This is a genomic window from Fictibacillus nanhaiensis, from assembly GCF_042686385.1.
Lineage (GTDB): Bacteria > Bacillota > Bacilli > Bacillales > Fictibacillaceae > Fictibacillus > Fictibacillus nanhaiensis.
Genome location: NZ_JBHUPF010000006.1, coordinates 1,108,216 through 1,129,148, shown reverse-complemented (window position 1 = coordinate 1,129,148; position 20,933 = coordinate 1,108,216). Strand labels below are relative to the sequence as shown.

General features: G+C 38.7%; 19 protein-coding genes and 1 other annotated feature (1 of these 20 running past the window's edge). Of the genes, 4 read left to right on the top strand and 15 right to left on the bottom strand.

All coding sequences use genetic code 11. The features are described from left to right. Window positions 1-156: 156 nt before the first annotated feature. From ACFS5O_RS09260 to ACFS5O_RS09245, 4 genes are all read right to left on the bottom strand, one after another. Window positions 157-1,155 (bottom strand): class I SAM-dependent methyltransferase, encoded by a 999-nt coding sequence (locus ACFS5O_RS09260; protein ID WP_205727053.1) that lies wholly within the window; start codon window positions 1,153-1,155, stop codon window positions 157-159. 159 nt (window positions 1,156-1,314) lie between these two features. Continuing rightward, the gene (gene tpx, locus ACFS5O_RS09255) at window positions 1,315-1,815 is read right to left on the bottom strand and encodes a thiol peroxidase (protein ID WP_205727329.1); all 501 of its coding nucleotides are present in this window, start codon (window positions 1,813-1,815) and stop codon (window positions 1,315-1,317) included. Between the two features lie 88 nt (window positions 1,816-1,903). Further along, window positions 1,904-2,356 (bottom strand): GerW family sporulation protein, encoded by a 453-nt coding sequence (gene ytfJ / locus ACFS5O_RS09250; RefSeq protein WP_153237664.1) that lies wholly within the window; start codon window positions 2,354-2,356, stop codon window positions 1,904-1,906. 3 nt (window positions 2,357-2,359) lie between these two features. Further along, window positions 2,360-3,028: a DUF2953 domain-containing protein gene (locus tag ACFS5O_RS09245; protein WP_205727054.1), complete on the bottom strand. Its 669-nt coding sequence runs from the start codon at window positions 3,026-3,028 to the stop codon at window positions 2,360-2,362. Between the two features lie 148 nt (window positions 3,029-3,176). Between ACFS5O_RS09245 and ACFS5O_RS09240 the strand changes: the two genes are divergently transcribed. Beyond that, window positions 3,177-3,974, top strand: a complete 798-nt coding sequence (locus ACFS5O_RS09240) for an NAD kinase (protein ID WP_205727055.1) — start codon at window positions 3,177-3,179, stop codon at window positions 3,972-3,974. Between the two features lie 58 nt (window positions 3,975-4,032). On the opposite strand, the gene ACFS5O_RS09235 is transcribed toward ACFS5O_RS09240, so the two are convergent. The 6 genes from ACFS5O_RS09235 to ezrA all read right to left on the bottom strand — a co-directional run bounded on the left by ACFS5O_RS09235 (window position 4,033) and on the right by ezrA (window position 12,466). Then, a complete protein-coding gene (locus ACFS5O_RS09235; protein ID WP_205727056.1) occupies window positions 4,033-5,637 on the bottom strand; it encodes an amidohydrolase in 1,605 nt (534 codons plus the stop codon). 95 nt (window positions 5,638-5,732) lie between these two features. Next, entirely contained in the window at window positions 5,733-7,307 is a 1,575-nt protein-coding gene (mbcS, locus tag ACFS5O_RS09230) for an acyl-CoA synthetase MbcS (RefSeq protein ID WP_205727057.1), read from the bottom strand. 128 nt (window positions 7,308-7,435) lie between these two features. After that, entirely contained in the window at window positions 7,436-7,621 is a 186-nt protein-coding gene (locus ACFS5O_RS09225; RefSeq protein ID WP_066396835.1) for an alpha/beta-type small acid-soluble spore protein, read from the bottom strand. A 635-nt stretch (window positions 7,622-8,256) separates the two neighbouring features. Further along, window positions 8,257-9,468, bottom strand: coding sequence for a tRNA uracil 4-sulfurtransferase ThiI (gene thiI, locus ACFS5O_RS09220; protein ID WP_205727058.1), 1,212 nt, complete (start codon window positions 9,466-9,468; stop codon window positions 8,257-8,259). Window positions 9,469-9,473: 5 nt separating this feature from the next. Then, complete coding sequence (locus ACFS5O_RS09215) at window positions 9,474-10,616, bottom strand: cysteine desulfurase family protein (protein WP_205727059.1); 1,143 nt, start codon at window positions 10,614-10,616, stop codon at window positions 9,474-9,476. A gap of 158 nt (window positions 10,617-10,774) precedes the next feature. Next, window positions 10,775-12,466, bottom strand: coding sequence for a septation ring formation regulator EzrA (ezrA, locus tag ACFS5O_RS09210; protein WP_205727060.1), 1,692 nt, complete (start codon window positions 12,464-12,466; stop codon window positions 10,775-10,777). A gap of 221 nt (window positions 12,467-12,687) precedes the next feature. Here ezrA and hisJ point away from each other — a divergent pair, with 221 nt between their 5' ends. Then, window positions 12,688-13,521: a histidinol-phosphatase HisJ gene (gene hisJ, locus ACFS5O_RS09205; protein WP_205727061.1), complete on the top strand. Its 834-nt coding sequence runs from the start codon at window positions 12,688-12,690 to the stop codon at window positions 13,519-13,521. Here hisJ and refZ read toward each other — a convergent pair. After that, the gene (gene refZ, locus ACFS5O_RS09200; RefSeq protein WP_318300259.1) at window positions 13,486-14,172 is read right to left on the bottom strand and encodes a forespore capture DNA-binding protein RefZ; all 687 of its coding nucleotides are present in this window, start codon (window positions 14,170-14,172) and stop codon (window positions 13,486-13,488) included. The genes hisJ and refZ overlap by 36 nt on opposite strands. Window positions 14,173-14,324: 152 nt before the next feature. On the opposite strand from refZ, the gene ACFS5O_RS09195 reads away from it, so the two are divergent. After that, window positions 14,325-14,810: a GAF domain-containing protein gene (locus ACFS5O_RS09195; protein ID WP_205727062.1), complete on the top strand. Its 486-nt coding sequence runs from the start codon at window positions 14,325-14,327 to the stop codon at window positions 14,808-14,810. A 373-nt stretch (window positions 14,811-15,183) separates the two neighbouring features. Here ACFS5O_RS09195 and megL read toward each other — a convergent pair whose 3' ends face one another. Then, window positions 15,184-16,362 (bottom strand): methionine gamma-lyase, encoded by a 1,179-nt coding sequence (gene megL / locus ACFS5O_RS09190; RefSeq protein WP_205727063.1) that lies wholly within the window; start codon window positions 16,360-16,362, stop codon window positions 15,184-15,186. A 346-nt stretch (window positions 16,363-16,708) separates the two neighbouring features. Between megL and rpsD the strand changes: the two genes are divergently transcribed. Further along, complete coding sequence (gene rpsD / locus ACFS5O_RS09185) at window positions 16,709-17,311, top strand: 30S ribosomal protein S4 (protein ID WP_137788639.1); 603 nt, start codon at window positions 16,709-16,711, stop codon at window positions 17,309-17,311. A 56-nt stretch (window positions 17,312-17,367) separates the two neighbouring features. Here rpsD and ACFS5O_RS09180 read toward each other — a convergent pair whose 3' ends face one another. The 3 genes from ACFS5O_RS09180 to tyrS form a co-directional block, all read right to left on the bottom strand. Then, the gene (locus tag ACFS5O_RS09180) at window positions 17,368-18,297 is read right to left on the bottom strand and encodes a methyl-accepting chemotaxis protein (protein WP_205727064.1); all 930 of its coding nucleotides are present in this window, start codon (window positions 18,295-18,297) and stop codon (window positions 17,368-17,370) included. A gap of 147 nt (window positions 18,298-18,444) precedes the next feature. Then, window positions 18,445-19,347 (bottom strand): aldo/keto reductase, encoded by a 903-nt coding sequence (locus tag ACFS5O_RS09175; RefSeq protein WP_205727065.1) that lies wholly within the window; start codon window positions 19,345-19,347, stop codon window positions 18,445-18,447. Between the two features lie 60 nt (window positions 19,348-19,407). Beyond that, window positions 19,408-20,667: a tyrosine--tRNA ligase gene (gene tyrS / locus ACFS5O_RS09170; protein WP_205727066.1), complete on the bottom strand. Its 1,260-nt coding sequence runs from the start codon at window positions 20,665-20,667 to the stop codon at window positions 19,408-19,410. Window positions 20,668-20,731: 64 nt separating this feature from the next. Further along, window positions 20,732-20,933 (bottom strand) — a binding site (T-box leader) (it continues 20 nt past the right edge of the window).

Here is a 20,933-nt window from a genome sequence, read left to right as displayed (position 1 = left end):
ACTTCCATCTCACTTGAAACTTAATCCTTCCTTATTTAAACATTGACCTTTATTAATATCAAGGTTGTAAAACGCTTACACCTTATATTCATGCAATTCAGACTTGAATCCGTTTGCAATACCATGAAAAAAACAGCATAGGATAGACCCACGCTGTTATTTTTCACGTTCCCACTCTGTTTTAAACCATTCATTAATCTGTTCCATCACATTTCCTAATCCATTTTTATTTGAGAAAGATGGAAGCTGAGCTAGCATCGCTTGTTTAGGCTTTATTGCACCTTCACCATTCTTTTGAAGAATCAAGATGCTCTTTGCATGGACGGAGGATTTGAATAATGATTCAGGTAACTGAAGAAGACCCAGAACAGTTACTGTTTCCTTCATCCAGCTTTTGAACAAATCCGCTTGTTCACTTTCAAATAGATTGTTCGGTACGATAAAGATCCCGATGCCTGATTCTTTCAAATGATTGACTCCTTGCTCGATGATTAAATGATGAGCATAAGTATGTCCTTCTTTTTCATAAACTTTAAAGGCTTTAGCGGTTTCATCATCTGGATAATATCCTACTGGCAAATCGGCTACAACCACATCAACAGGATCTGCATAAAGTGGTTTGATCACATCTTGGTGAAAGAGCTCTACTTTATGTTTTTGGATATTAGCATTGACCCACGATAAACGTAAAAGCGTTTCGTCTACTTCTACACCGAATGAGACACACTCTTTGTCCTTTAACTGGTTCATAACAGCTGTTAGCAAGTTTCCTGAACCGACTACAGGATCTAACAACGTAAGATTTTCGGATTTTTTCATGAATTTTTGAACGAGGTATCCAGCAAATAGTGCAACCGCATCAGGTGTCATCGCATGATGGGGCTGAACAGCTTCTTTCATGCCTTTTAAAACGGCTAACTGAAAAGCTTTGCGCGTTTCTTCTGTACCAAATTCTGTAACGTTCACTTTTTTGTATTCATCTGTTAATACAGCTGTTAATTCTTTCGGGTATTCTTTTGGTATCTCTTGAAAGAACAGGTTTTCTCCTGATTCTACAAGAGCGTCTAAATAAGGCAGTTCAAGTTTATCCTTAATTGCCGTCGCTGTGTTGTCAAGTACAACAAACAGCTTTTCTACATCTTTAAAAGAACTCATATTTAGCTTCCTCCTAAGTTTTCACAGGAAACATTTTAGCAAATTACGTACAGCTTATACAATCATTAACTTCTTTTGCTAGTAAAATGAAGAAGTCCATAGTATTAAGAACAAAAAAATCTCCGGTAGATGAAAGCTTTACCGGAGATGTCTGATTGCTTATTTCGCTGCTTTAGCTGCTTCGATCGCCGCTTCGTAATTCGGGTGGCTCGTAACTTCATCTACATATTCTACATACGTAACTTTATCAGAGCTATCAATGACAAATACAGAGCGCGCTAGAAGACGAAGTTCCTCGATCGCAACCCCATATGCTTTACCGAACGAAAGATCACGGTGATCGGATAGAGTTTGAACGTTTTCAATTCCTGCTGCAGCACACCATCTTTTTTGTGCAAAAGGCAAGTCCACTGAAACCGTTAAGACTTTAACGTTATCAAGCTTAGACGCCTCTTCATTAAAACGACGTACTTCCGCATCACATACGCCTGTGTCTACTGAAGGAACAGCAGCGATCAAACGTACACTTCCTTTTGAATCTGCAAGACTTACTTCAGACATGTCGTTTGCCAACACTCTAAAATCTGGAGCTTGGTCCCCTACCTTTACTTCATTTCCTAGCAATGTGACTGGTTTTTCTTTAAATGTTACAGCCATGATCATACTCCTCCTTTAAGAAATAAATTATGTACTTTCCCTTTCATCTTAAAGCAACCCAGAAAAAAAAGCTAACGAGATGTTAGCTTTTTTAAAACTCATGGGTTTGAGTGCTTGATGGTCCATGATTCTGTTTGTTCTTATTCATGAGATGTTGTAGCTTGTCTATCACACCAGGTGCTAAGTCTAAGATTCTTTCGTAAAGGTGCGTACTGTTGTCGAGGTGGATCGTCTTAATTCCTGTATTACTTACGACTAGGAACGCAATCGGAGTGATTGAAACTCCTCCTCCACTACCTCCACCAAAAGGCATTTCCTTTGATTGACTTGAAGACCCTTGTTGTGTAGATGAATTACGCGATTCTTCTTGGCCTCCGAACTCACTTCCACCTGCAGCAAAACCGAATCCTACTTTTGATACAGTAAGAATAACACTGCCATCTGGCGTCTCTACAGGATCACCAATAATCGTATTTACATCGATCATTTCTTTTAAGTTTTCCATCGCGGTTTTCATTAAACCCTGGATTGGATGTTCACTCATTTTTTACATGCCTCCAGTCATATATTCAGAATTCACCTTAGTCGAACGACTTACCATTCGCCAGGACTTTAAGATTTTTAACATAACGACAATAGCATGCCCGATTTTAAATGAAATCATACAAGAAAACCGTGTTTCACTATGCATACCTTGAAATACGGGGACAACGGTTATATTCGGTGATTCTTCGAGTTTGAAAAACGTATTCAGCACTTGTATGGCTATGCCTTTAAACCCCCAAACCGTACCAGCAGCTATGGCTGATGAAGAAGCTTCACCAAGTCCGATCGCACTATGCCATTCTACTTTTTTCACTCTCATCTTCTTCAAAAATGCAGCGATTATCTGGTAAAAATGGTTGATATGCTTAAGCATCTGATTAAAAGATCGATATTGTTTTTTTATTTGTGAGAACGTGATTTTCTTCTTTTCTTTCTTCTGTCCGAGCGTCGATTGTTTTTCTTCCCTGATCTTTACGGAATGATCTTCAGCATCTACCATGATCAGAGGCACATTCAGTTTATATGTTAAGAAACGATACATCTTAAAATTCACTTGAATGTTACTATTATCATTTCGATGAACGAAATAAATGGAGATGTGAATCGTTGAAATACTTACTACGATTAATAAAATTAGTAAAAATCCAAATAAAATTGCAATCCAAACCATACATGCTCTTCCCTTCTGTTATCTCTTCATTATGGGCAGAGGTCATACAATCTAAACGTTATGAAGTCTGTTACAATAGAATCAAGAATTCGATTGCATGACTCAGAACAAAATAGTGAAGCAGATAAATTTAAGGGAGGAAGACAATATGGCTGTTCGCAATAAAATTTTCTTTTTTTACAAAAAGGAAGAACGTACTCTAGAGAAGATCCACTCATTACTTTCCTTGGCCAAAACAGAGGGATTCGAAATAGTCGAAGATGAGAAAGAAGCTAATATCATAGCTAGTATCGGTGGTGACGGTACCTTCTTACAAGCAGTCCGAAAAACAGGCTTTAGAGATGATTGTTTGTATGTCGGAGTTAGTACACTCGAGAATGAATTTTATTGTGATTTTCATATTGATGATCAAGCCGGTATGATTGAAGCAATGAAAAACGAACAAGTTGAAGTTAGAAAGTATCCTGCTCTATCGGTAAACATTGATGGACAAGGGTCATTTTTTTGCTTAAACGAATGTTCTCTTCGTTCTTCTATTATCCGAACTCTTGAGATTGATGTCTTCATTGATGATTTGTATTTCGAAACCTTTCGTGGTGACGGAATGATCATTTCGACTCCTACAGGCAGTACGGCTTATAATAAATCAGTTAACGGTGCAGTCGTTGACCCGATGCTTGCCTGCTATCAAATCAGTGAGCTCGCCTCATTAAATAACAATCATTATCGCACGCTAGGTTCATCGTTTATTCTCAGTGATAACCGTAAGATGACCTTAAAGATCAAGCATGATAACAGCCATTATCCGATTATTGGTATGGACAACGAGGCAATGAGCATTAAACATTGTGAAACCTTACATTTTGAGCTCACGAGTAAAAGGATCAAGACAGTAAAATTAAAAGACAATTCTTTCTGGCATAAAGTAAAAAGAAGCTTTTTATAAGGCATAAGTCATAAAAGAAAACAGCTTGCATCCTTTATGCAAGCTGTTTTTCTTCTATTTATGCTAGGTTATTCTCACGTTTGTTCTCATAGACGATATCACCATCAACAATCGTGAATACCACCTTAGACTCTAAGATCTCATCTTCTGAAACCTTAAAAAGATCCCGGTCTAAGACAGTAAAATCAGCGAAGTATCCTTCTTTAATAATCCCTTTAACATCCTCTTGCATGATCGCAGAAGCACTTCCGATTGTATATAACGTTATCGCTTCAAACATCGTTAATTTTTGTTCTGGAACATATCCTTCATGATGCTCTCCTGGTTTTCTTCGGGTAACCGCTGCAAATATACCCAGAAGCGGGTTCACCGGTTCGATTGGAGCGTCAGAGCCTCCTGCACAAATCAATTGTTCATCAAGCAATCTTTTGAAAGGGAACGCATTTGAAATTCGATCTGTACCGAGCCGTTCGATCAACCAGGGAAAATCTGATGCTACAAAGCCCGGTTGTAAATCTAATATGACAGGTAGTTGCTTCATGTCAGCAATCAAATCATCATCCACTAGTCCAACATGAATAAGACGATCTCTACCTTCTTTTGCCGGGTTGTTCTTTATCGCTTCAATCGTTTGCCTCAAAGCCATATCACCAATCGTATGGACAGCTACATTCATATGGTGGTCTCTCGCTTTTTGAACAAGTTTGGCAAGTTTTTTATCAGTATGAATCGATACACCTGATGTTTCAGGAGCATCATTATAAGGCTGAGAGAGCCAAGCGGTCCGCCCTCCAAAAGCTCCATCTGCAAATATTTTTAGTGCGCCATACTCTACAAAAGGCAACTCATATTCCTTTTTTACATTTATGAAGTCCTCAAAAGCTTCATGATGTACTAAAAGGTGGGCACGAAACTTAATTTCTTCTCCATCGATGACAGATTTATAAGCACTCAACGGTCTTTCAACATACCCGTAATAACTTAAGTCTTCTGAATGACCTCCTGTTAATCCTAGTGAAAGCAAATCTTTGATAGAGGTCCTTAAGGCAGTATTTAAATAGTTCTGTGAACCTTCTGGCACAACTTTCTTCACAAGTTCTGCTGCACTATCATGTAGAAGCCCTGTTGCTTCTCCATCAGTATCTCTTACGATAATTCCACCTGGAGGATCAATCGTATCCTTTGTAATACCAGCCAATTCTAAAGCTTTCGTGTTTGCTAAAAATGCATGACGACACACTCTGGATAAAAGGACAGGCCGTCCTCCTGAAATATCATCTAGTTCTTGCCTATGAAAAATCTTACGGTCGATAAAATTGTTCTCGTTCCAGCCTTCTCCGAGCAACCATTCATCGGATGTAAGAGTACTTGCTTTCTCTCGCAAAGCATGCTCCATCTCTTCAGCAGAATTCATTTCTGAAAGATTAAGTTTTATCAATTTTTCACCGTGACCGAGCAAATGCAGATGACTGTCTACAAAACCTGGATACATAACATATCCTTTTAGATCGACTTTTTTTGTAATATGCTCGCTAAACGTTTTTGATAAATCTTTTTCCGCGCCAGTTTTAATAATTTTGCCGTTTTCTACGTAAACAGCTTCAATATGCTCACCTTCATTAACCATCGTATAGATTTTTCCGTTAAAAAAGAGCGTCCCCAATTGATTTGACCACCTTTACCAATCATCTTTTTACAGTAGTATAACGTAAATACCAAACAAAAAAGCAGATAAAGTATCTGCTTTTCTTTAAAACATCATCTAGTCTTAGATGCTTCTAACTGACGCAGCTCGATACGTCTGATCTTTCCTGAGGTTGTCTTAGGAAGATCATCAACATATTCTATCGATCTTGGGTATTTATACGGAGCCGTAAGTTCTTTTACGTGTTCTTGAAGCTCTTTTGTTAGAGCATCGTTATTTGCCGTTTGATCTCGTAAAACAACAAACGCTTTAACAATATGACCCCGTATTTCATCTGGGCTTGCTACTACCGCACATTCTTTAACAGCAGGATGCTTTACAAGGGCGTCCTCAACTTCAAAAGGACCGATCGTATAGCCTGATGAGATGATAATATCGTCACCTCTGCCTTCAAACCAAAAATAACCTTCAGCATCTTTCTTTGCTTTATCACCCGTAACATAATAGTCGCCACGGAAAGCCATCATCGTTCGATCTCGGTCTTTGTAATATTCTTTAAAGAGAGCAGGACAATTTTTATGAACAGCAATATCTCCAACTTCTCCAGCAGTAACAGGTTTTCCGTTCTCATCAATCACGTCAACATCGTTTCCAGGCGTTGGTTTACCCATCGAACCTGGCTTGATTTCCATACCTTCCATCGTACCGACTAATAACGTATTCTCTGTTTGCCCATAACCATCACGGACTTTGATGTGGAAGTACTTTTCGAATGTATCGATTACTTCTCGGTTTAACGGTTCGCCAGCTGATACAGCGCTCCTTAGTTGTGGTAACTTATATTGATTCAAATTATCTACTTTTGCCATTAAACGATACTCTGTTGGTGTACAACATAATACAGAGATCTGCTGATCTTGCAAAAGCGTTAAATATTTTTTCGGATCGAACTTCCCTTGATAGACAAATCCGGTTGAACCTGTGCCTAATGTTGATAAGAATGGACTCCAAATCCACTTCTGCCAACCAGGTCCTGCAGTTGCCCAAACCTTGTCATCTTCTGAAATATTGAGCCAGCTTTTAGCAGCTGTACGAATATGAGCATAGGCCCATCCGTGTGTATGTACAACACCTTTAGGCTGGCCTGTTGTACCAGAAGTATAAGACAAAAAAGCCATATCATCTTTTGCTGTTTCAGGAGACTTGTAGGAAACGCTTACATTATTCGTGATCGCTTGTAAGCTTAACCAATTTTCTGTCTCCCCGTTCGCACTGATCTTATATGTAAGAGTAGGTAAGTCGTCTTTGATCTCATTAACTTGCTCTGTAAAGCGGTAATCAGCAATGATTGCTTTAGCTTCACTATGTTGGACACGGTAGCTCAGATCCTTAGCTCGTAACATTTCTGAACATGGTATAACAGATATTCCAGCTTTCAAACAAGCGATATACACCGCATATGTTTCGATCAATCTCGGCATGATGATCAGAACTCGATCACCTTTAGCCAATCCTAGTTCTTCTAAAGAGTTCGCAATCTGATTCGCTCTGTCTAGGAGGTTCTTATAGGTGATCTCCTCTGTAACGCCTTGTTCATCCATCCAGATTAAAGCTTTTTTTTCAGGGTTTAAAGCATACTTTTCCATTTCTTCTGTTAAATTATAAATGCTAGGAGCTATCAAATTCATTTCTTTCACCCTTTCAATTCATGTTGTTCTTTACCATTATAATATATTTTAGAAAATTTTTAAAATTTAGTCATATATGAACAAAAATAAAAGGAGCGGGGACAACCCGCTCCGTTAGCCATTACTATTTATTTAGAGTATCCACCTAGAGCTTGAGCTACTAGACGCTTAGTGATTTCTCCACCTACAGATCCGTTAGCACGTGCAGTTGAATCTGGTCCAAGGTTTACACCGAATTCAGAAGCGATTTCATACTTCATTTGGTCTACAGCTTGTTGTGCACCTGGTACTACTAATTGGTTTTGGTTTGCCATGTTGTTTCACCTCCTTTGTACTAATAAGATGTGTCTAAATGGCCGATTCAATTCTTGGAAATTGTTGTGTGTGTTGCCATTTAGGATATTAGTTAAAAGAATATTTTTGAATGCAGTTGATTTCTTCTCACACTTGCTCGCTTTCCATAGGGCGAACGATGAGCCTCCTGCTGCTTTGCACCATTAGGATTAACAGTCTCCACCTGATTGCTCGTCCGATAGGAGTCGGGAATCTTACACTTCAATCAACCTGCAAAGAAGAAACAATGGAAATGCAAAAGCTACAGCTCTTATAATAAAAAAGCCCGCACAATGTGCAGACTTTTTCACTTGGTTTGTATCTTGTTGCTATAATTTTTTCAGAATTGAAGCGTGCCTGAATCAAACCGCTACATGTTATCAGGTGTTTAAAAATTTCTTTATTAAGGTGTTTCTTACTATTCTGTTTCTTCCTCATTGACAAGTTGATTGGAGTGTAAGGTGCGAGACTCCTGCGGGACAAGCGGTCAGGTGAGACCCTTAAGGGCGCAAAGCGGCAAGGGGCTCACCGCCTGCCCCGCGGAAAGCGAGCAACCTGAAACGGAGATCAACTGCTTTCAAGAACTAACACCATGCCTTACTACTAAAAGTTCCTTTTAGAGCAAATCATCAAACGTTTCGTCCGCTGATTTCCCTTCTTCAAGAATCAGCGTCTCAACTTCATTAACCGCTTCTTCAATCAACTCTTCAAGGTTCTCAATATTTTTCTCGTACCGAATCGCTTTCTCACGTTTCGGCTTAGTCTTTGGTGCAGATGGCAAGAAAATCGTACAGCAATCTTCATAAGGACGAATTGAGATCTCGTATGTTCCAATTTTATGCGACAAATTCATGATCTCTAGCTTATCCATTGTAATAACAGGACGAAGAATAGGCATGTTCGTTACTTCATTAATTGCATACATGCTGTGCATCGTTTGACTTGCAACTTGACCGAGGTTCTCTCCGTTTGCGATAGCCATCGCATGGTTGTTCTCTGCTAATCGTTCAGTAATTCTTAGCATGACTCTTCTCATAATCGTCATGCTATAACTAGAAGGAATCTTATCTTTAATGGTTTGTTGGATTTTTGTAAATGGAACAACATGAAGCTTAATCTTGCCTCCGCTGTAGCGAGTAAGTTCTTGCGTCAGATCAACTACTTTTTGCTTTGCTCGTTCACTTGTGAAAGGCGGACTATGGAAATGAACCCCTTCAATTCGAACGCCGCGTTTCATCGTTAGATAACCAGCTACTGGACTGTCGATTCCTCCTGAAAGCATAAGCATCGCCTTACCGCCAACACCGATCGGAAGACCGCCAGCACCTTCAAACGATTTTGAGCTGATGTAAGTTCCTGTATCTTTTACTTCGACTTTTACATTTACATCCGGATTATGAACATCTACCGTTAAGCCTTCTGTGTTCCTTAATAGGTATCCACCAACTTCTTGGTTAAGCTGCATGGAGTTAACTGGGAAGGACTTTAATGAGCGTTTACCTGTAACTTTAAAGGTCTTTTTCCCTTCAATCGCTTCATTAAGAGCGATTAACGCTGCTTTTTGAATGGCTTCTAAGTCATTTTCAGATCTTACTGCTAAACTGATCGAGTGGATACCAAAAATATCTTGTAAAGATTTTACGATTGGTTCATAAGATTGACCGTTTAATTCAATAACAATTCGGTCAAAATGTTTTGAAATATTCAGCCCTTGAAATGGTCGCAGTTTTCTTTTTACCGTTTCAAAGAGCTGTGATTCGAAATGTCTTCTGTTTTTCCCTTTCAATGATAACTCACCATAACGTACGACTAAATGATCATATATCATCTTTATTACCTCATTACCTTTTTAATATTTAATAGTTCTTCTTTAAGAACCTTTAAAGCCTTTTCTGCTTCTTTCAATGTATTTCCATAGGAGGTACTCAATCGAATAGCTGTTGAAGCACGATTTTCTCCTAATCCCATCTCTAGAAGGATACGGCTAGCTCCCCCTTGTTTTGAAGAGCATGCAGATCGAGTAGATACATACACATCTCTCTTATCAAGGGAATGGATCAGCACTTCTGGTTTGATACCCTTCACTGAAAAATTAATAATATGAGGAGCTGAGTACTTCATAGAAGTATTGATGTCTATTCCATCTATGGACCGTAACTCTTCGATTAAGAACTGCTTGATCTCAAATAAACTTTCTTTCTTTTCCTTACTCTCTTGAAGAATTAACCTTAACGCTTTTGCCATAGCTACAATACCTGCAACATTTTCAGTTCCGGCTCTTTTCTTTAATTCTTGTTCTCCACCAGTGAATAAAGAAGAGATACTCACTCCGTTCTTGACGAATAGAATACCATTTCCTTTTAGACCGTGAATTTTATGTGCAGATATGGTGCATAGATCAATTCCCCACTCTCTAAGTGGAAGATCAACCTTACCGACACCTTGAACATTGTCGACATGGAAAAAAATCTTCGGGTGCTCTTTCAAGATTTCACCTATCTCTTGAATAGGTTGAATCGTTCCTGTTTCATTATTGACATGAATAAGTGAAACAAGTATCGTATCCGGCCGGATCGAACGCTCAAGATCTTCTAATGAGATCAAACCGTCTTGGTCCACGGGGAGATATGTTATTTCAAAACCTTGTGATTCTAGATATTGAAAGGACTCATGACTCGATGCATGCTCAACAGAAGATGTTATAAGGTGTTTACCTCGATTTTGATGTTGAAAAGCTATACCCTTAATCGCTATATTATTGCCTTCTGTACCACCAGAGGTAAAAACCACTTCAGATGGAGCAACCTCCAATAACTGAGCAATTGACTTTCTTGCTTGCCCTAGCAACTTTTCCGCTTCTCCTCCCTTTGAGTGAAGGGAAGATGGATTGGCAAAATACTTTTCTGACACCGTTACGAACGTATCCAAAACTTCCTTATAAGGTTTTGTTGTTGCACTATTATCCAAATAAATCATTGTTGAATCCTCCAATTTTCCATTCCAAACCGTTCTAAAACACACATTTCATTATCATACCATAATTTAGCTATCGTGCACATCATCACATAGCTCCTAGTTTTTGTTAATTTCTTTTAAACAGCAAAAAAACTGCAGGAAATGAATCCATACAGTTTTTATACATGTGACTTTAAGTTAATTTCCATCTCTTTAAGAATTCCAGGTCTAACACTTTCTATAGCAGAAGCTGCGATCTCAAGAGCATCTTCATATTGATAATTTCGAAAAGCGATCTCAGCTTCAATCAATCGAACAGAAACAGTTTGATAAGAGCTTCTAAACCTATTTCCGTATTGGATGAGCTTCTCAGCTAAAAAAGCATTCTCGATCATCTTAGACGTTTCATCATAGCCTTCGTTCACTGCTTCATGAGCTTTGTTGAGTACGTAAGAGACATCTGACATTTCCAGAGGTTTCTCATCCAGTTTTTTAGAAACTTCAATGATATATTCTTCGGCTTTTCCGATGGTGATTAAGTAATGTTCCGGTAGTCCTGGAAGGTTACTCTTTTGTACCATCCTTCTCGCTTCAAGAAGTTTCTTTCTGAGTTCTCTTAAGCTTTGTTTTGTCTCAAGCTCATCTTTTCTTAAGTTATGAAGCATTTCTTCATATACTTTTTGTGAACGCTGCAGCTCTTCCATCTGCTTTTGCATCTCTTCCATCATCTCACGAATAACAGAATAAGATTCTCTTTTTTCTTCAATTGAATCTTCAATAATTAAGAAACGGCTTTGTAGTTTATGAAAGAGTTTTTCTATCTTCTTTTGCATCTCTGCTTCGTTTTGTTCAATCAAGTAAGTAGAAGAAACAATTTGAGTTTCTTGCTTTAAGTTCTCGATTCTATCATGAAGATCTTGAATATTAGAATCAAAGACTTCTCTTTCACTCATTACAAATTGTTTGGAGTGCACTTCGTTCTCAAGCATTTCATATAACTGATCCATTTTTTGAATCGTTTCATCCATATCTTTTTGAGCACTTTCAAGCTCTAGTTCAAGGACTTTGTTCAGGGCTTTATCGGTAAGATCTTTTAAAGAACTAATCTCTTTCTCAATGCCAATATGGTGAAGAACATAACCTTGCTGTTCCATCTCTGTAAAACCTGAACTTAATTCTTTAAGTGAATTAGGGATATCAGATTGAAGGATCACCAGAAGTTCAGGAACACCTTGCATCTTCGTCCTACAATCAGAGATACGATTCAAACTCTCTACAAGTCTTTGTCTAGCTTCTAGATGGCTTCCTTGGACAGTTAATGATTCAAAGGTTTCAAACAAAGCTTTTATCTCGTCGAGTTCTTTATCAAAGATGGGTGCTGTCTGACCTAACGCACGGATATGTGTTAAATAGTACTTCTTTGTTTCTTGAAGCTTTTCTTTCGCTTCAACAATCTCTTCCCGATTAAGTTCCTCGCTCGTAACTAACTCATTGATCTCAGAAGTAATCTCTTTAATCCTCATATCCATCTTTTCTAATGACTGACTAACACCAGCCAAAATGGATTTAGCTTTTTTAAAACGATACTTATCGGTATATTCTTCGGCATCAAACAAGTCTTCTTCTAAATTAGGAAGTTGAGTCGTTACCATCTCATCCCATTCTTGACGCCACATTTCAAACTTCTCTTCCGTTTCACCAATCATCGCCATACCCTTAACTTTTGAGATCTCTTCTGTTAATGGGCGATTCATAATTTGCATCTTCCATGCTTCAAGTCGGTCTATTTCTTTATACACCCTTCGTCGTGACATGGCACCGTACAGGATCAATGCTAGGAATGTAACGATGGCAATGACTATGTATATCATCAGAGGCACCCTTTCTATCTGTTCAAATTTCTATATTGTCTTTATTATGTATTCGTATGTTTAAATCGCTTTAACGATCTAATTTAGTTTTTATTCTATAAAATTGCAGTTTAATGCTTTTATGATAACATGTAAACAAACATTTGACGCAAAAAAATTGCATAATCTGATAATTTTTTTCCAATTTAATGAAGAATTTGTCGAAAGGAGGAGTAAGAAAGATGTACTTTGATGGACATGTTCACACGCCCTTTTGTCCTCATGGGTCTACAGACACGTTTGAAATGTATATCGAAAGAGCTATCTCTTTAGGTATGAAAGGTATGACCTTTACAGAGCATGCCCCGCTCCCTCAAACATTTGTTGATCCTGCTCCCACGAAAGACAGCAGCATGACACATGAACAATTAGGAAAATACTTCGATACTTTGAGGGAACTTAAGAAGTTTTATAGAAGTAAAATTGAGATTTTTACGGGTTTAGAGATCGATTTTATTGATGGCTATGAAGAGGAGACGAATACTTTTTTGAAAGAAGTTTGGCCTGAGCTCGATGATGCCATTCTCTCTGTACATTTTCTAAAGGTTAAAAATAAGTACTTCTGCATGGATTATGATGAGAACGTATTTAGAGATTTGATCGAGCAATCCGGCAGCCTCTCTACAGTCTACTCGCTATACTTTCAGACGGTAAAAAATTCAATCAGTCACTCATTTGGAAAGCACCAGCCAAGAAGGATTGGACATATGACATTAGCGAAGAAATTCCAGACTCTTTTTCCTACAGATTTTTCCTATGAAAACGAAGTAGAAGGGATCTTAACGGTATTGTCTGAACGTAACATGTATCTGGATTATAATGGAGCAGGTGCTGTTAAGCCATACTGTTTGGAGCCATATCCATCTAATTGGATTATAAAAGAGGCACAAAAAAGAAAAATCCCTCTTGTCTATGGGTCTGATGCCCACAGCGCTAAGGGACTCGGTCAAGGATTGGATCAATTCGTATCAACAGCAACATTAACTTCCCCACTTCTCCTGAATAGAGCCGAATAAGGGTTTTTGAACAGCAGACAGCAGGGGATTTTTTCTTTCTGAGATGCAAACACATTTATCAAACCAGTTCATCATCCACTTTTTATATGGCTGGATGAACGTTTCTGTCTCTGCATTTATCTGATACACCTCAGCTAAATAAAGAGGGTGTAAAAAAGGAAGCATCATCATATCTTTGAACTGAATGGTTAAAAAGTCCACAGGCTGCCTTCTGAACTCTTTTTTCTTTATTCCTTTTTCGAACAAGGTTTGTAAAAAGTATTTTTCCTTAACTAAGTAAGTAGACATGAGTTCACGTACCAATGTTGAATCAAGCGTCATCTCCCGATATACAAAACGCGCAAGAGGAAGGTTTCGTTGTTGATAGATCAATAACGCTTCTACTACTTCAATGAAGCTTCCTTTAACCGTTGGAGAGCTGGATGTGTGATAGATGATTTCAATCCTTCTAATATAACCTTCAAAAAATGAAGTGATCAACTCTTCTAGAAGACCTTTCTTTCCTCCAAAATGGTACGAAATTAAAGCGATGTTCACACCTGCTTTTTTTGCTATCTGTCTAACAGTCGTTCCTTTAAACCCTTGGCTTGTAAAAAGAGCAATCGCTGCCTCTGCTATTTTCAGTTTCGTTTCCATTGGATCTGTCTTCATTTTCTTCCACCGTCCTTCCCTCTTGTATAAAATTCTTGGGCGAGAGACATAAACCTTTATTAATCGCTCGACAAATAAGGGCTTTTGAGTGTATAGTTCAACATTTTTTGATAGGATAGAGTAAACAATTTATCAGGTTTGGAGGAATCTTGATGTTTTCCGTTCAGCAATATAGTACAGACAGAAATGAAGCTTATTCTCTTCTATTTAAACAACTCTCAGCTTTATTAGAAGGTGAAACAAATGCGACTGCAAACCTTGCAAACGCATCTGCTCTTTTGAATCAATTTTTAGACAGAGTAAACTGGGTTGGTTTTTATACACTTGAAGAAGAGACGAACCAATTAGTTCTGGGACCCTTTCAAGGGCTTCCAGCTTGTGTAAGAATTCCACTTGGAAGAGGAGTTTGCGGAACTTCCGCTCAAAATCAAGAAACGTTAGTCGTAAAAGATGTTCATGAGTTCCCTGGTCATATTGCTTGTGATGCAGCTTCTCAATCCGAGATCGTTGTTCCGTTAGTGAAAGACGGAAAGCTGCTAGGAGTTTTAGATATCGATAGTCCAGAGAAAGCACGATTTGATGAGATCGATCAAGAGAACATAGAAAAATTCTGTGAGGTTTTACTTCGTTATATCTAGTTTTCCTTACTATTAAACAAGCCCCGCGCTATTGAGCGCAGGGCTTCTTTTGTTTAATATTGCTTTCAAATCTCCCTTGACAGTTGATTGGAGTGGAAGGAGCGAGACTCCTGCGGGACAGGCGGGCATTCCTAAAAGTGGAAGTGGCTCGTTCAGCCCCGACAAGCAAAAGGTTAATGGACAAGGAAGGCGTTCCTTGCCTTCATGGTCGATTTAACTTTTGACCTCGAGGGGCTAGCCACTGCAACTAGAAAGGTGAGACACTTTACGTGAAACGTACGAATGTGGCTCACCGTCTGCCCCGCGGAAAGCGAGCACCTTGGAACGGAAATCAACTACTTCCAAAAGCAACAAAGTTTACGAAAACAGCCTTTTATAAAGAATCTAAACTTTGTTTAATGTCATCCCAGATATCTTCCCATGCTTCTAAACCAACCGATAAGCGTAGAAGCTGATCACTGATACCCATCTGAATTCGATTCTCCTCAGGAACGACAGCATGTGTCATGGTAGCAGGATGTTGAATAAGTGTTTCAGCATCACCAAGACTAACGGCGATCTTAATGAGTTCTAAATGGTTCATAAACTTTTGAGCGATTGCTTTATCTCCTTTAATCTCAAAACTGATGAGACCTCCAGCGTTCAACATCTGTTTATTCGCAAGCTCATATTGAGGGAAATCAGGGTCACCCGGATACAGAACTCGATTTATGCTAGGATGTTTCTTTAACAAGTCTGCAAGTTTCTTCGCATTCTCACAATGACGGTCCATTCGAACAGGAAGTGTCTTGATACCTCTTAAAAGCAGCCAAGCATCAAAAGGAGACATGACTCCACCAATATCCTTTTGAGTGGTCATAGCAAGATGGCTCATCAGTTCTTGCTTTCCAACCGCTAGACCTCCTATTACATCCCCATGACCACATAAATACTTCGTGGCACTGTGCAGAACTATATCACAGCCTAAATCAAGGGGACGCTGTAGATAAGGAGATGAAAACGTATTATCTACAACAACTGGAATATTAAATTCTTTTGCAATTCTTGCCACCATACTTAGATCTACAAGTTTCATTGTCGGGTTTATCGGAGATTCAATATATATGACTGTTGTATGATCGGTAATCGCTGACCGTATCGATTCCTCATCGTTCATCGAATGAAAGTTGTGTGTAATATGATATTTTTCTTCCATAAGCTGAAGCAGACCAAAGGTACAACCATAAACTCCTTCTGAACAGAGGATATGATCACCTGTTCTCGTTAATCCGAGAAGTATAGCGGACACCGCAGCCATGCCGGAACCAAATGCTAGACCTTTCTCCCCTTTCTCCATCGCTGCAATTCGTTCTTCTAACATCGCGACGGTAGGATTGCTAAGTCTAGAATAGATATATCCTTCCTGCTCACCTGCAAATCGTGCAGCACCCGTTTCAGCGCTATCAAAAACAAAAGTTGAAGTTTGAAAAATAGGAGGAGCTAGACTTCCATTATGTTGTTCAGCATTATACCCCTTATGAATCACATCAGTTTCAAAGCGTTTTGTATCCATTTTTACTTCTCCTTTAAAGGCTATATAAAATGTAAGCGCTTTCTTACTCATATCATATATGAATGTTAACACTTTTACAATTTGTCCCTAAAAATATTTTATCCATATTGGTATCAGGTTGACATCGAATAGCAAAAAAGCTTATACTATTCTTTGTGTAAAATAAGCGGCACTGTGTCCATCATCAGTCTTTATTTTGTACCCAGGTTTTTGTTAATCTGGGAACATCGCGTAGCTTCATAGGCTGCTGAAGTGAAGATGTTTTTCATACAAAATATGCTCATGAAAAGGCCATAGTCACTGTTGTTGTTTTAACACAAACAAACATGTGAAGGAGGAGTCAATTATGGCTCGATATACAGGTTCAACATGGAAAGTTTCTCGTCGTCTTGGAATTTCTCTAAGCGGAACTGGGAAAGAACTTTCTAAGCGTCCATACGCACCAGGACAACATGGTCCAACTCAACGTAAAAAAATCTCTGAATACGGTTTACAATTACAAGAGAAGCAAAAGCTTCGCTACATGTATGGTGTAAACGAGCGTCAATTCCGCCGCATTTTTGATGATGCTGGTAAAATGACTGGTATCCACGGTGAAAACTTCATGATTCTTTTAGAATCTCGTCTAGACAACGTAGTTTACCGTCTTGGTCTTGCTCGTACGCGTCGTGCAGCTCGTCAATTAGTTAACCACGGTCACATCACAGTAAACGGCAAGCGTGTTGATATCGCTTCTTACCGTCTATCTGCTGGCGATGTAATCGGTGTTCGTGAAAAATCTCGCAATTCATCTGCTATTAAAGAAGCGATCGAAGTAAACAACTTCGTACCTGATTTCTTAACATTCGATGAAAACAAATTGGAAGGTACTTTCACTCGCTTACCAGAGCGTTCTGAACTTCCTGCTGAGATCACAGAACAACTTATCGTTGAATTCTACTCTCGTTAATAAGAGTAAAGAAACCCCTAACACCTTTTTTAAAGGCGTTAGGGGTTTTCTTATTCTTATAAAAGTTCCTTAAACTTACTTGACTGTGACTCTAATTGTCGAGCAGATTTTTCAATTCCTAAAAATTCTTCCATCGCTTGTTCGATCAATTTCTTGTTATTCGTTATTCCTTCTTGTGATCGGTGAGTCACATCATTGATCTTGTTGATCTCGCCTGTAATTCCTGAAATATGTGCGTTCACTTCTTGAATAGAATCTTGAACGCGATTCGCCAATTTTCTAACTTCCACAGCTACAACATTAAATCCTCTTCCATGATCACCAGCCCGAGCCGCTTCTATAGCTGCGTTTAAAGCTAACAAATTGGTTTGTGCCGCAATCTCACGAATCGTTTTTACGATATCCTCAATAGAAGTAGCTTGTTTTTTCAGAGATTCTAATATCAATATGTTTTGTTGGGATTCTGAAACTAATTTTTCAGTTGATAGAGAGATCTCATTACTTTTCTTCAATCCTTCTTCCGCTCGTGTCAGTAATTCTAAGGACATATGTTGAAGATCAGAAGCAACCGTAATCGTATTATTTTCTCTATTCGTAATATCTGTAGCGATCTTAACCACAGCTGTGACTTTATGATTTTCGTCGAGGACAGGTGTATACGTGGCTTCTAGCCAAATAAGTCGCTTTGATTTTGTAACACGTTGAATCTTCTCTTGAAAGGTTTTACCTTCTCTTAAACTTTTCCAAAAACGATCATATTCACCACTTCGCAAGAAATCTTCAGTGCAGAATTGTTTATGTATCAATAATGGCATCTCATCAACATGATACTCCATCGTATTAGCAAAGTTTTTGTTTGCCCATAGTACTTTTCCATGTGGATCAAATTCAATCATAGCTACAGAACGATCGATCGCCGAGAGTACAGCGCTTTCATTTAAAACTTGTGAACTCTTCGTAGAACTGGTATTGCTTAACGTTATCATTGTTGCATCCCCATCTTTTAGTATTTATTTCTAATATTATACTACTAAGGAACTAATTACTAATAGATTGTTCTACAAATATAATAAAAAAATCCACACAGCATGCTGCATGGATTTTGAGCTTATTTAGGAGTGAATAAGTATGAATTAATCTACTTCTTTCCCCATACTTTCTTGTAAGATATAGAACCACTGCTCGCGCGTTAATGGTAAGTTTGCTGCGTTTACAGCCGCTTCAATACGGTTCATTTTTCCGCTTCCTACGATCGGCATGATCTGTGATGGGTGCTTTAACAGCCACGCATATGCGACTTCATCTATGGAAGAAGCTTCTGTTTCACTAGCTACTCTTTCTAATGCTTTTTTCACGCGTACTGCTTTTTCATCGCTTCCTTTAAACAATCTTCCCCCAGCAAGCGGAGACCACGCCATTGGTTTTACTTTTTCTTTTTGAAGGTGATTGATCGTACCGTCAAAAAACGACTGTTCATGAAGAACAGATAACTCGATCTGATTCGTTACAAGCGGGCCATCATACTCACTCTGCAGCATTTCCATTTGTTTAGGTGTAAAGTTAGAAACTCCAAAATGCTTAACTTTCCCCTCTTTTCTTAAGATATGGAAAGCCTCTGCTGTTTCAGCCGGGTCCATAAAAGGATCTGGGCGATGAATCAACAAAACATCTACATAATCAGTATTCATTTTTTGCAATGAATTTTCTGCAGAAGAGATGATATGTTCTTTACTCGTATCATAGGATTTTATCGTATGTTGAGGACGATTTTCAGATACGAGTTTAATGCCACACTTCGTCACGATTTGAATGTCTTCTCTTAGAGAAGGTTTGAGAGCTAGTGCTTGTCCAAAGAGTTCTTCACACATGTAGTTCCCATAAATATCAGCATGATCAAACGTTGTAATTCCTGCTTCAATACATCGTTCCATAAGTGAAAGTAGCTCTTCAGGAGATAGATTCCATTCAGCTAAACGCCAATGACCGTGAACGATCTGTGAAAATTGAAGGTCTTCTGCTAGTTTAATTTTCTTCAAAACAAACACTTCCTTTAATAAAGTTAGAGAGGAACCCTTCGTACAGGGTTCCTACTTTTTTTAGTATCTGATCAACGTATACTTTTTCTTACCGCGTCGGATGATGACAAACTTGTTTTCAATGCGGTCGTTTTCACCAACCATATAAGCTGTATCTTGAATCTTTTGGCCGTTGATTGATACAGCTCCATTCGTTACATCTTCTCTTGCCTGTCTTTTAGATGGAGAAATCTTCGCATCAACTAGTAAATCTACAATGTTTAAGTCCTCTGTATTTGAAGCCAGGAATGAAGGAACATCCTTAAATCCTTGTTCGATCTCAGCAGCCGTTAAGTCAGAAAGATTTCCACTGAATAGTGCTTCTGTGATCTTTACCGCTTGCTTGTAAGCTGCTTCTCCGTGAACAAGCGTCGTTACTTCTCGACCTAATGCTTTTTGAGCTTCACGTTTTTCTGGTGCTTCAGCTAATGATTTTTCCAAAACTTCGATTTCTTCTTTAGATAAGAACGTAAAGTATTTAAGCCAGTTGATGACATCTGCATCAGCTGCATTTACCCAGAACTGATAGAACTCGTATGGGGTCGTTTTTTCTGCATCTAACCAGATCGTTCCTGATGCTGTTTTACCAAACTTTGTTCCATCCGCTTTTGTGATTAACGGAATCGTTAGTCCGAATGCTTTCTCTTCTTCACCGGATCGACGAATCAATTCCATACCAGCCGTAATATTCCCCCACTGATCACTTCCACCTATTTGGAGTTTTACGTTTTCTTTTTGAAAAAGATTAAGAAAATCATACGATTGTAAGATCATGTATGAGAACTCAGTAAAAGAGATCCCCGCCTCCAAACGAGAGTCAACGGAATCTTTAGCAAGCATGTAATTAACTGAGAAATTCTTTCCAACGTCACGAAGAAATTCAATCATCGTAAGCTGACTTAACCACTCATAGTTATTCACAGTTTTAGCAGGGTTCGTTTCTCTTTCAAAATCAAGCAGTCTTGATAGCTGATTTTTAATCTTGTCTGTCCATTGAACAACAATCTCAGCTTCGTTCAATGTTCTTTCCGTTTGTCTACCACTTGGATCCCCGATCAAACCCGTTCCACCGCCAACTAGTGCAAACGGCTGGTGTCCCGCTTCTTGAAATCGTTTGAGTGTAAGAATCGGTAACAGGTTTCCAATGTGAAGGCTGTCTGCAGTTGGATCAAATCCGCAATAAAGCTTTACGATTCCTTTATCAAGTTCTTTTTGTAGTCCCTCTTGATCCGTTACTTGATTAAGAAGACCTCTAAATTCTAAATCTTGCAGAATATTCATTTCGATCTTTCCTTCCGTAATTTGATGATGTTTAATGACAATAAAAAAAGTCCCTCTCCAGTTGGAAAGGGACGTGATGACAATCTCGCGGTACCACCCTAATTAAAAGCCACAATAATGGCTTTTCACTTCATTTCGTAACGGTTTTATCCGTTCTCTGCTACTTAACGTTCACAGAGACAGCTCCAGGAGGTAATTCACAGCATGCCTTTGCACTGGTTCGCATCAACCACCAGCTTTCTGAAACAGGGAGACACCTGCTACTC

Coding starts and splice junctions, on each gene's coding strand:
- ACFS5O_RS09225 (WP_066396835.1), bottom strand. CDS start 7,621: ATGGCAAACCAAAACCAATTAGTAGTACCAGGTGCACAACAAGCTGTA.
- ACFS5O_RS09245 (WP_205727054.1), bottom strand. CDS start 3,028: ATGGTTTGGATTGCAATTTTATTTGGATTTTTACTAATTTTATTAATC.
- ACFS5O_RS09195 (WP_205727062.1), top strand. CDS start 14,325: ATGTTTTCCGTTCAGCAATATAGTACAGACAGAAATGAAGCTTATTCT.
- refZ (WP_318300259.1), bottom strand. CDS start 14,172: ATGAAGACAGATCCAATGGAAACGAAACTGAAAATAGCAGAGGCAGCG.
- ACFS5O_RS09240 (WP_205727055.1), top strand. CDS start 3,177: ATGGCTGTTCGCAATAAAATTTTCTTTTTTTACAAAAAGGAAGAACGT.
- ACFS5O_RS09215 (WP_205727059.1), bottom strand. CDS start 10,616: ATGATTTATTTGGATAATAGTGCAACAACAAAACCTTATAAGGAAGTT.
- rpsD (WP_137788639.1), top strand. CDS start 16,709: ATGGCTCGATATACAGGTTCAACATGGAAAGTTTCTCGTCGTCTTGGA.
- tyrS (WP_205727066.1), bottom strand. CDS start 20,667: ATGAATATTCTGCAAGATTTAGAATTTAGAGGTCTTCTTAATCAAGTA.
- megL (WP_205727063.1), bottom strand. CDS start 16,362: ATGGATACAAAACGCTTTGAAACTGATGTGATTCATAAGGGGTATAAT.
- ACFS5O_RS09180 (WP_205727064.1), bottom strand. CDS start 18,297: ATGATAACGTTAAGCAATACCAGTTCTACGAAGAGTTCACAAGTTTTA.
- thiI (WP_205727058.1), bottom strand. CDS start 9,468: ATGATATATGATCATTTAGTCGTACGTTATGGTGAGTTATCATTGAAA.
- mbcS (WP_205727057.1), bottom strand. CDS start 7,307: ATGAATTTGATAGCTCCTAGCATTTATAATTTAACAGAAGAAATGGAA.
- ezrA (WP_205727060.1), bottom strand. CDS start 12,466: ATGATATACATAGTCATTGCCATCGTTACATTCCTAGCATTGATCCTG.
- hisJ (WP_205727061.1), top strand. CDS start 12,688: ATGTACTTTGATGGACATGTTCACACGCCCTTTTGTCCTCATGGGTCT.
- ACFS5O_RS09260 (WP_205727053.1), bottom strand. CDS start 1,155: ATGAGTTCTTTTAAAGATGTAGAAAAGCTGTTTGTTGTACTTGACAAC.
- ytfJ (WP_153237664.1), bottom strand. CDS start 2,356: ATGAGTGAACATCCAATCCAGGGTTTAATGAAAACCGCGATGGAAAAC.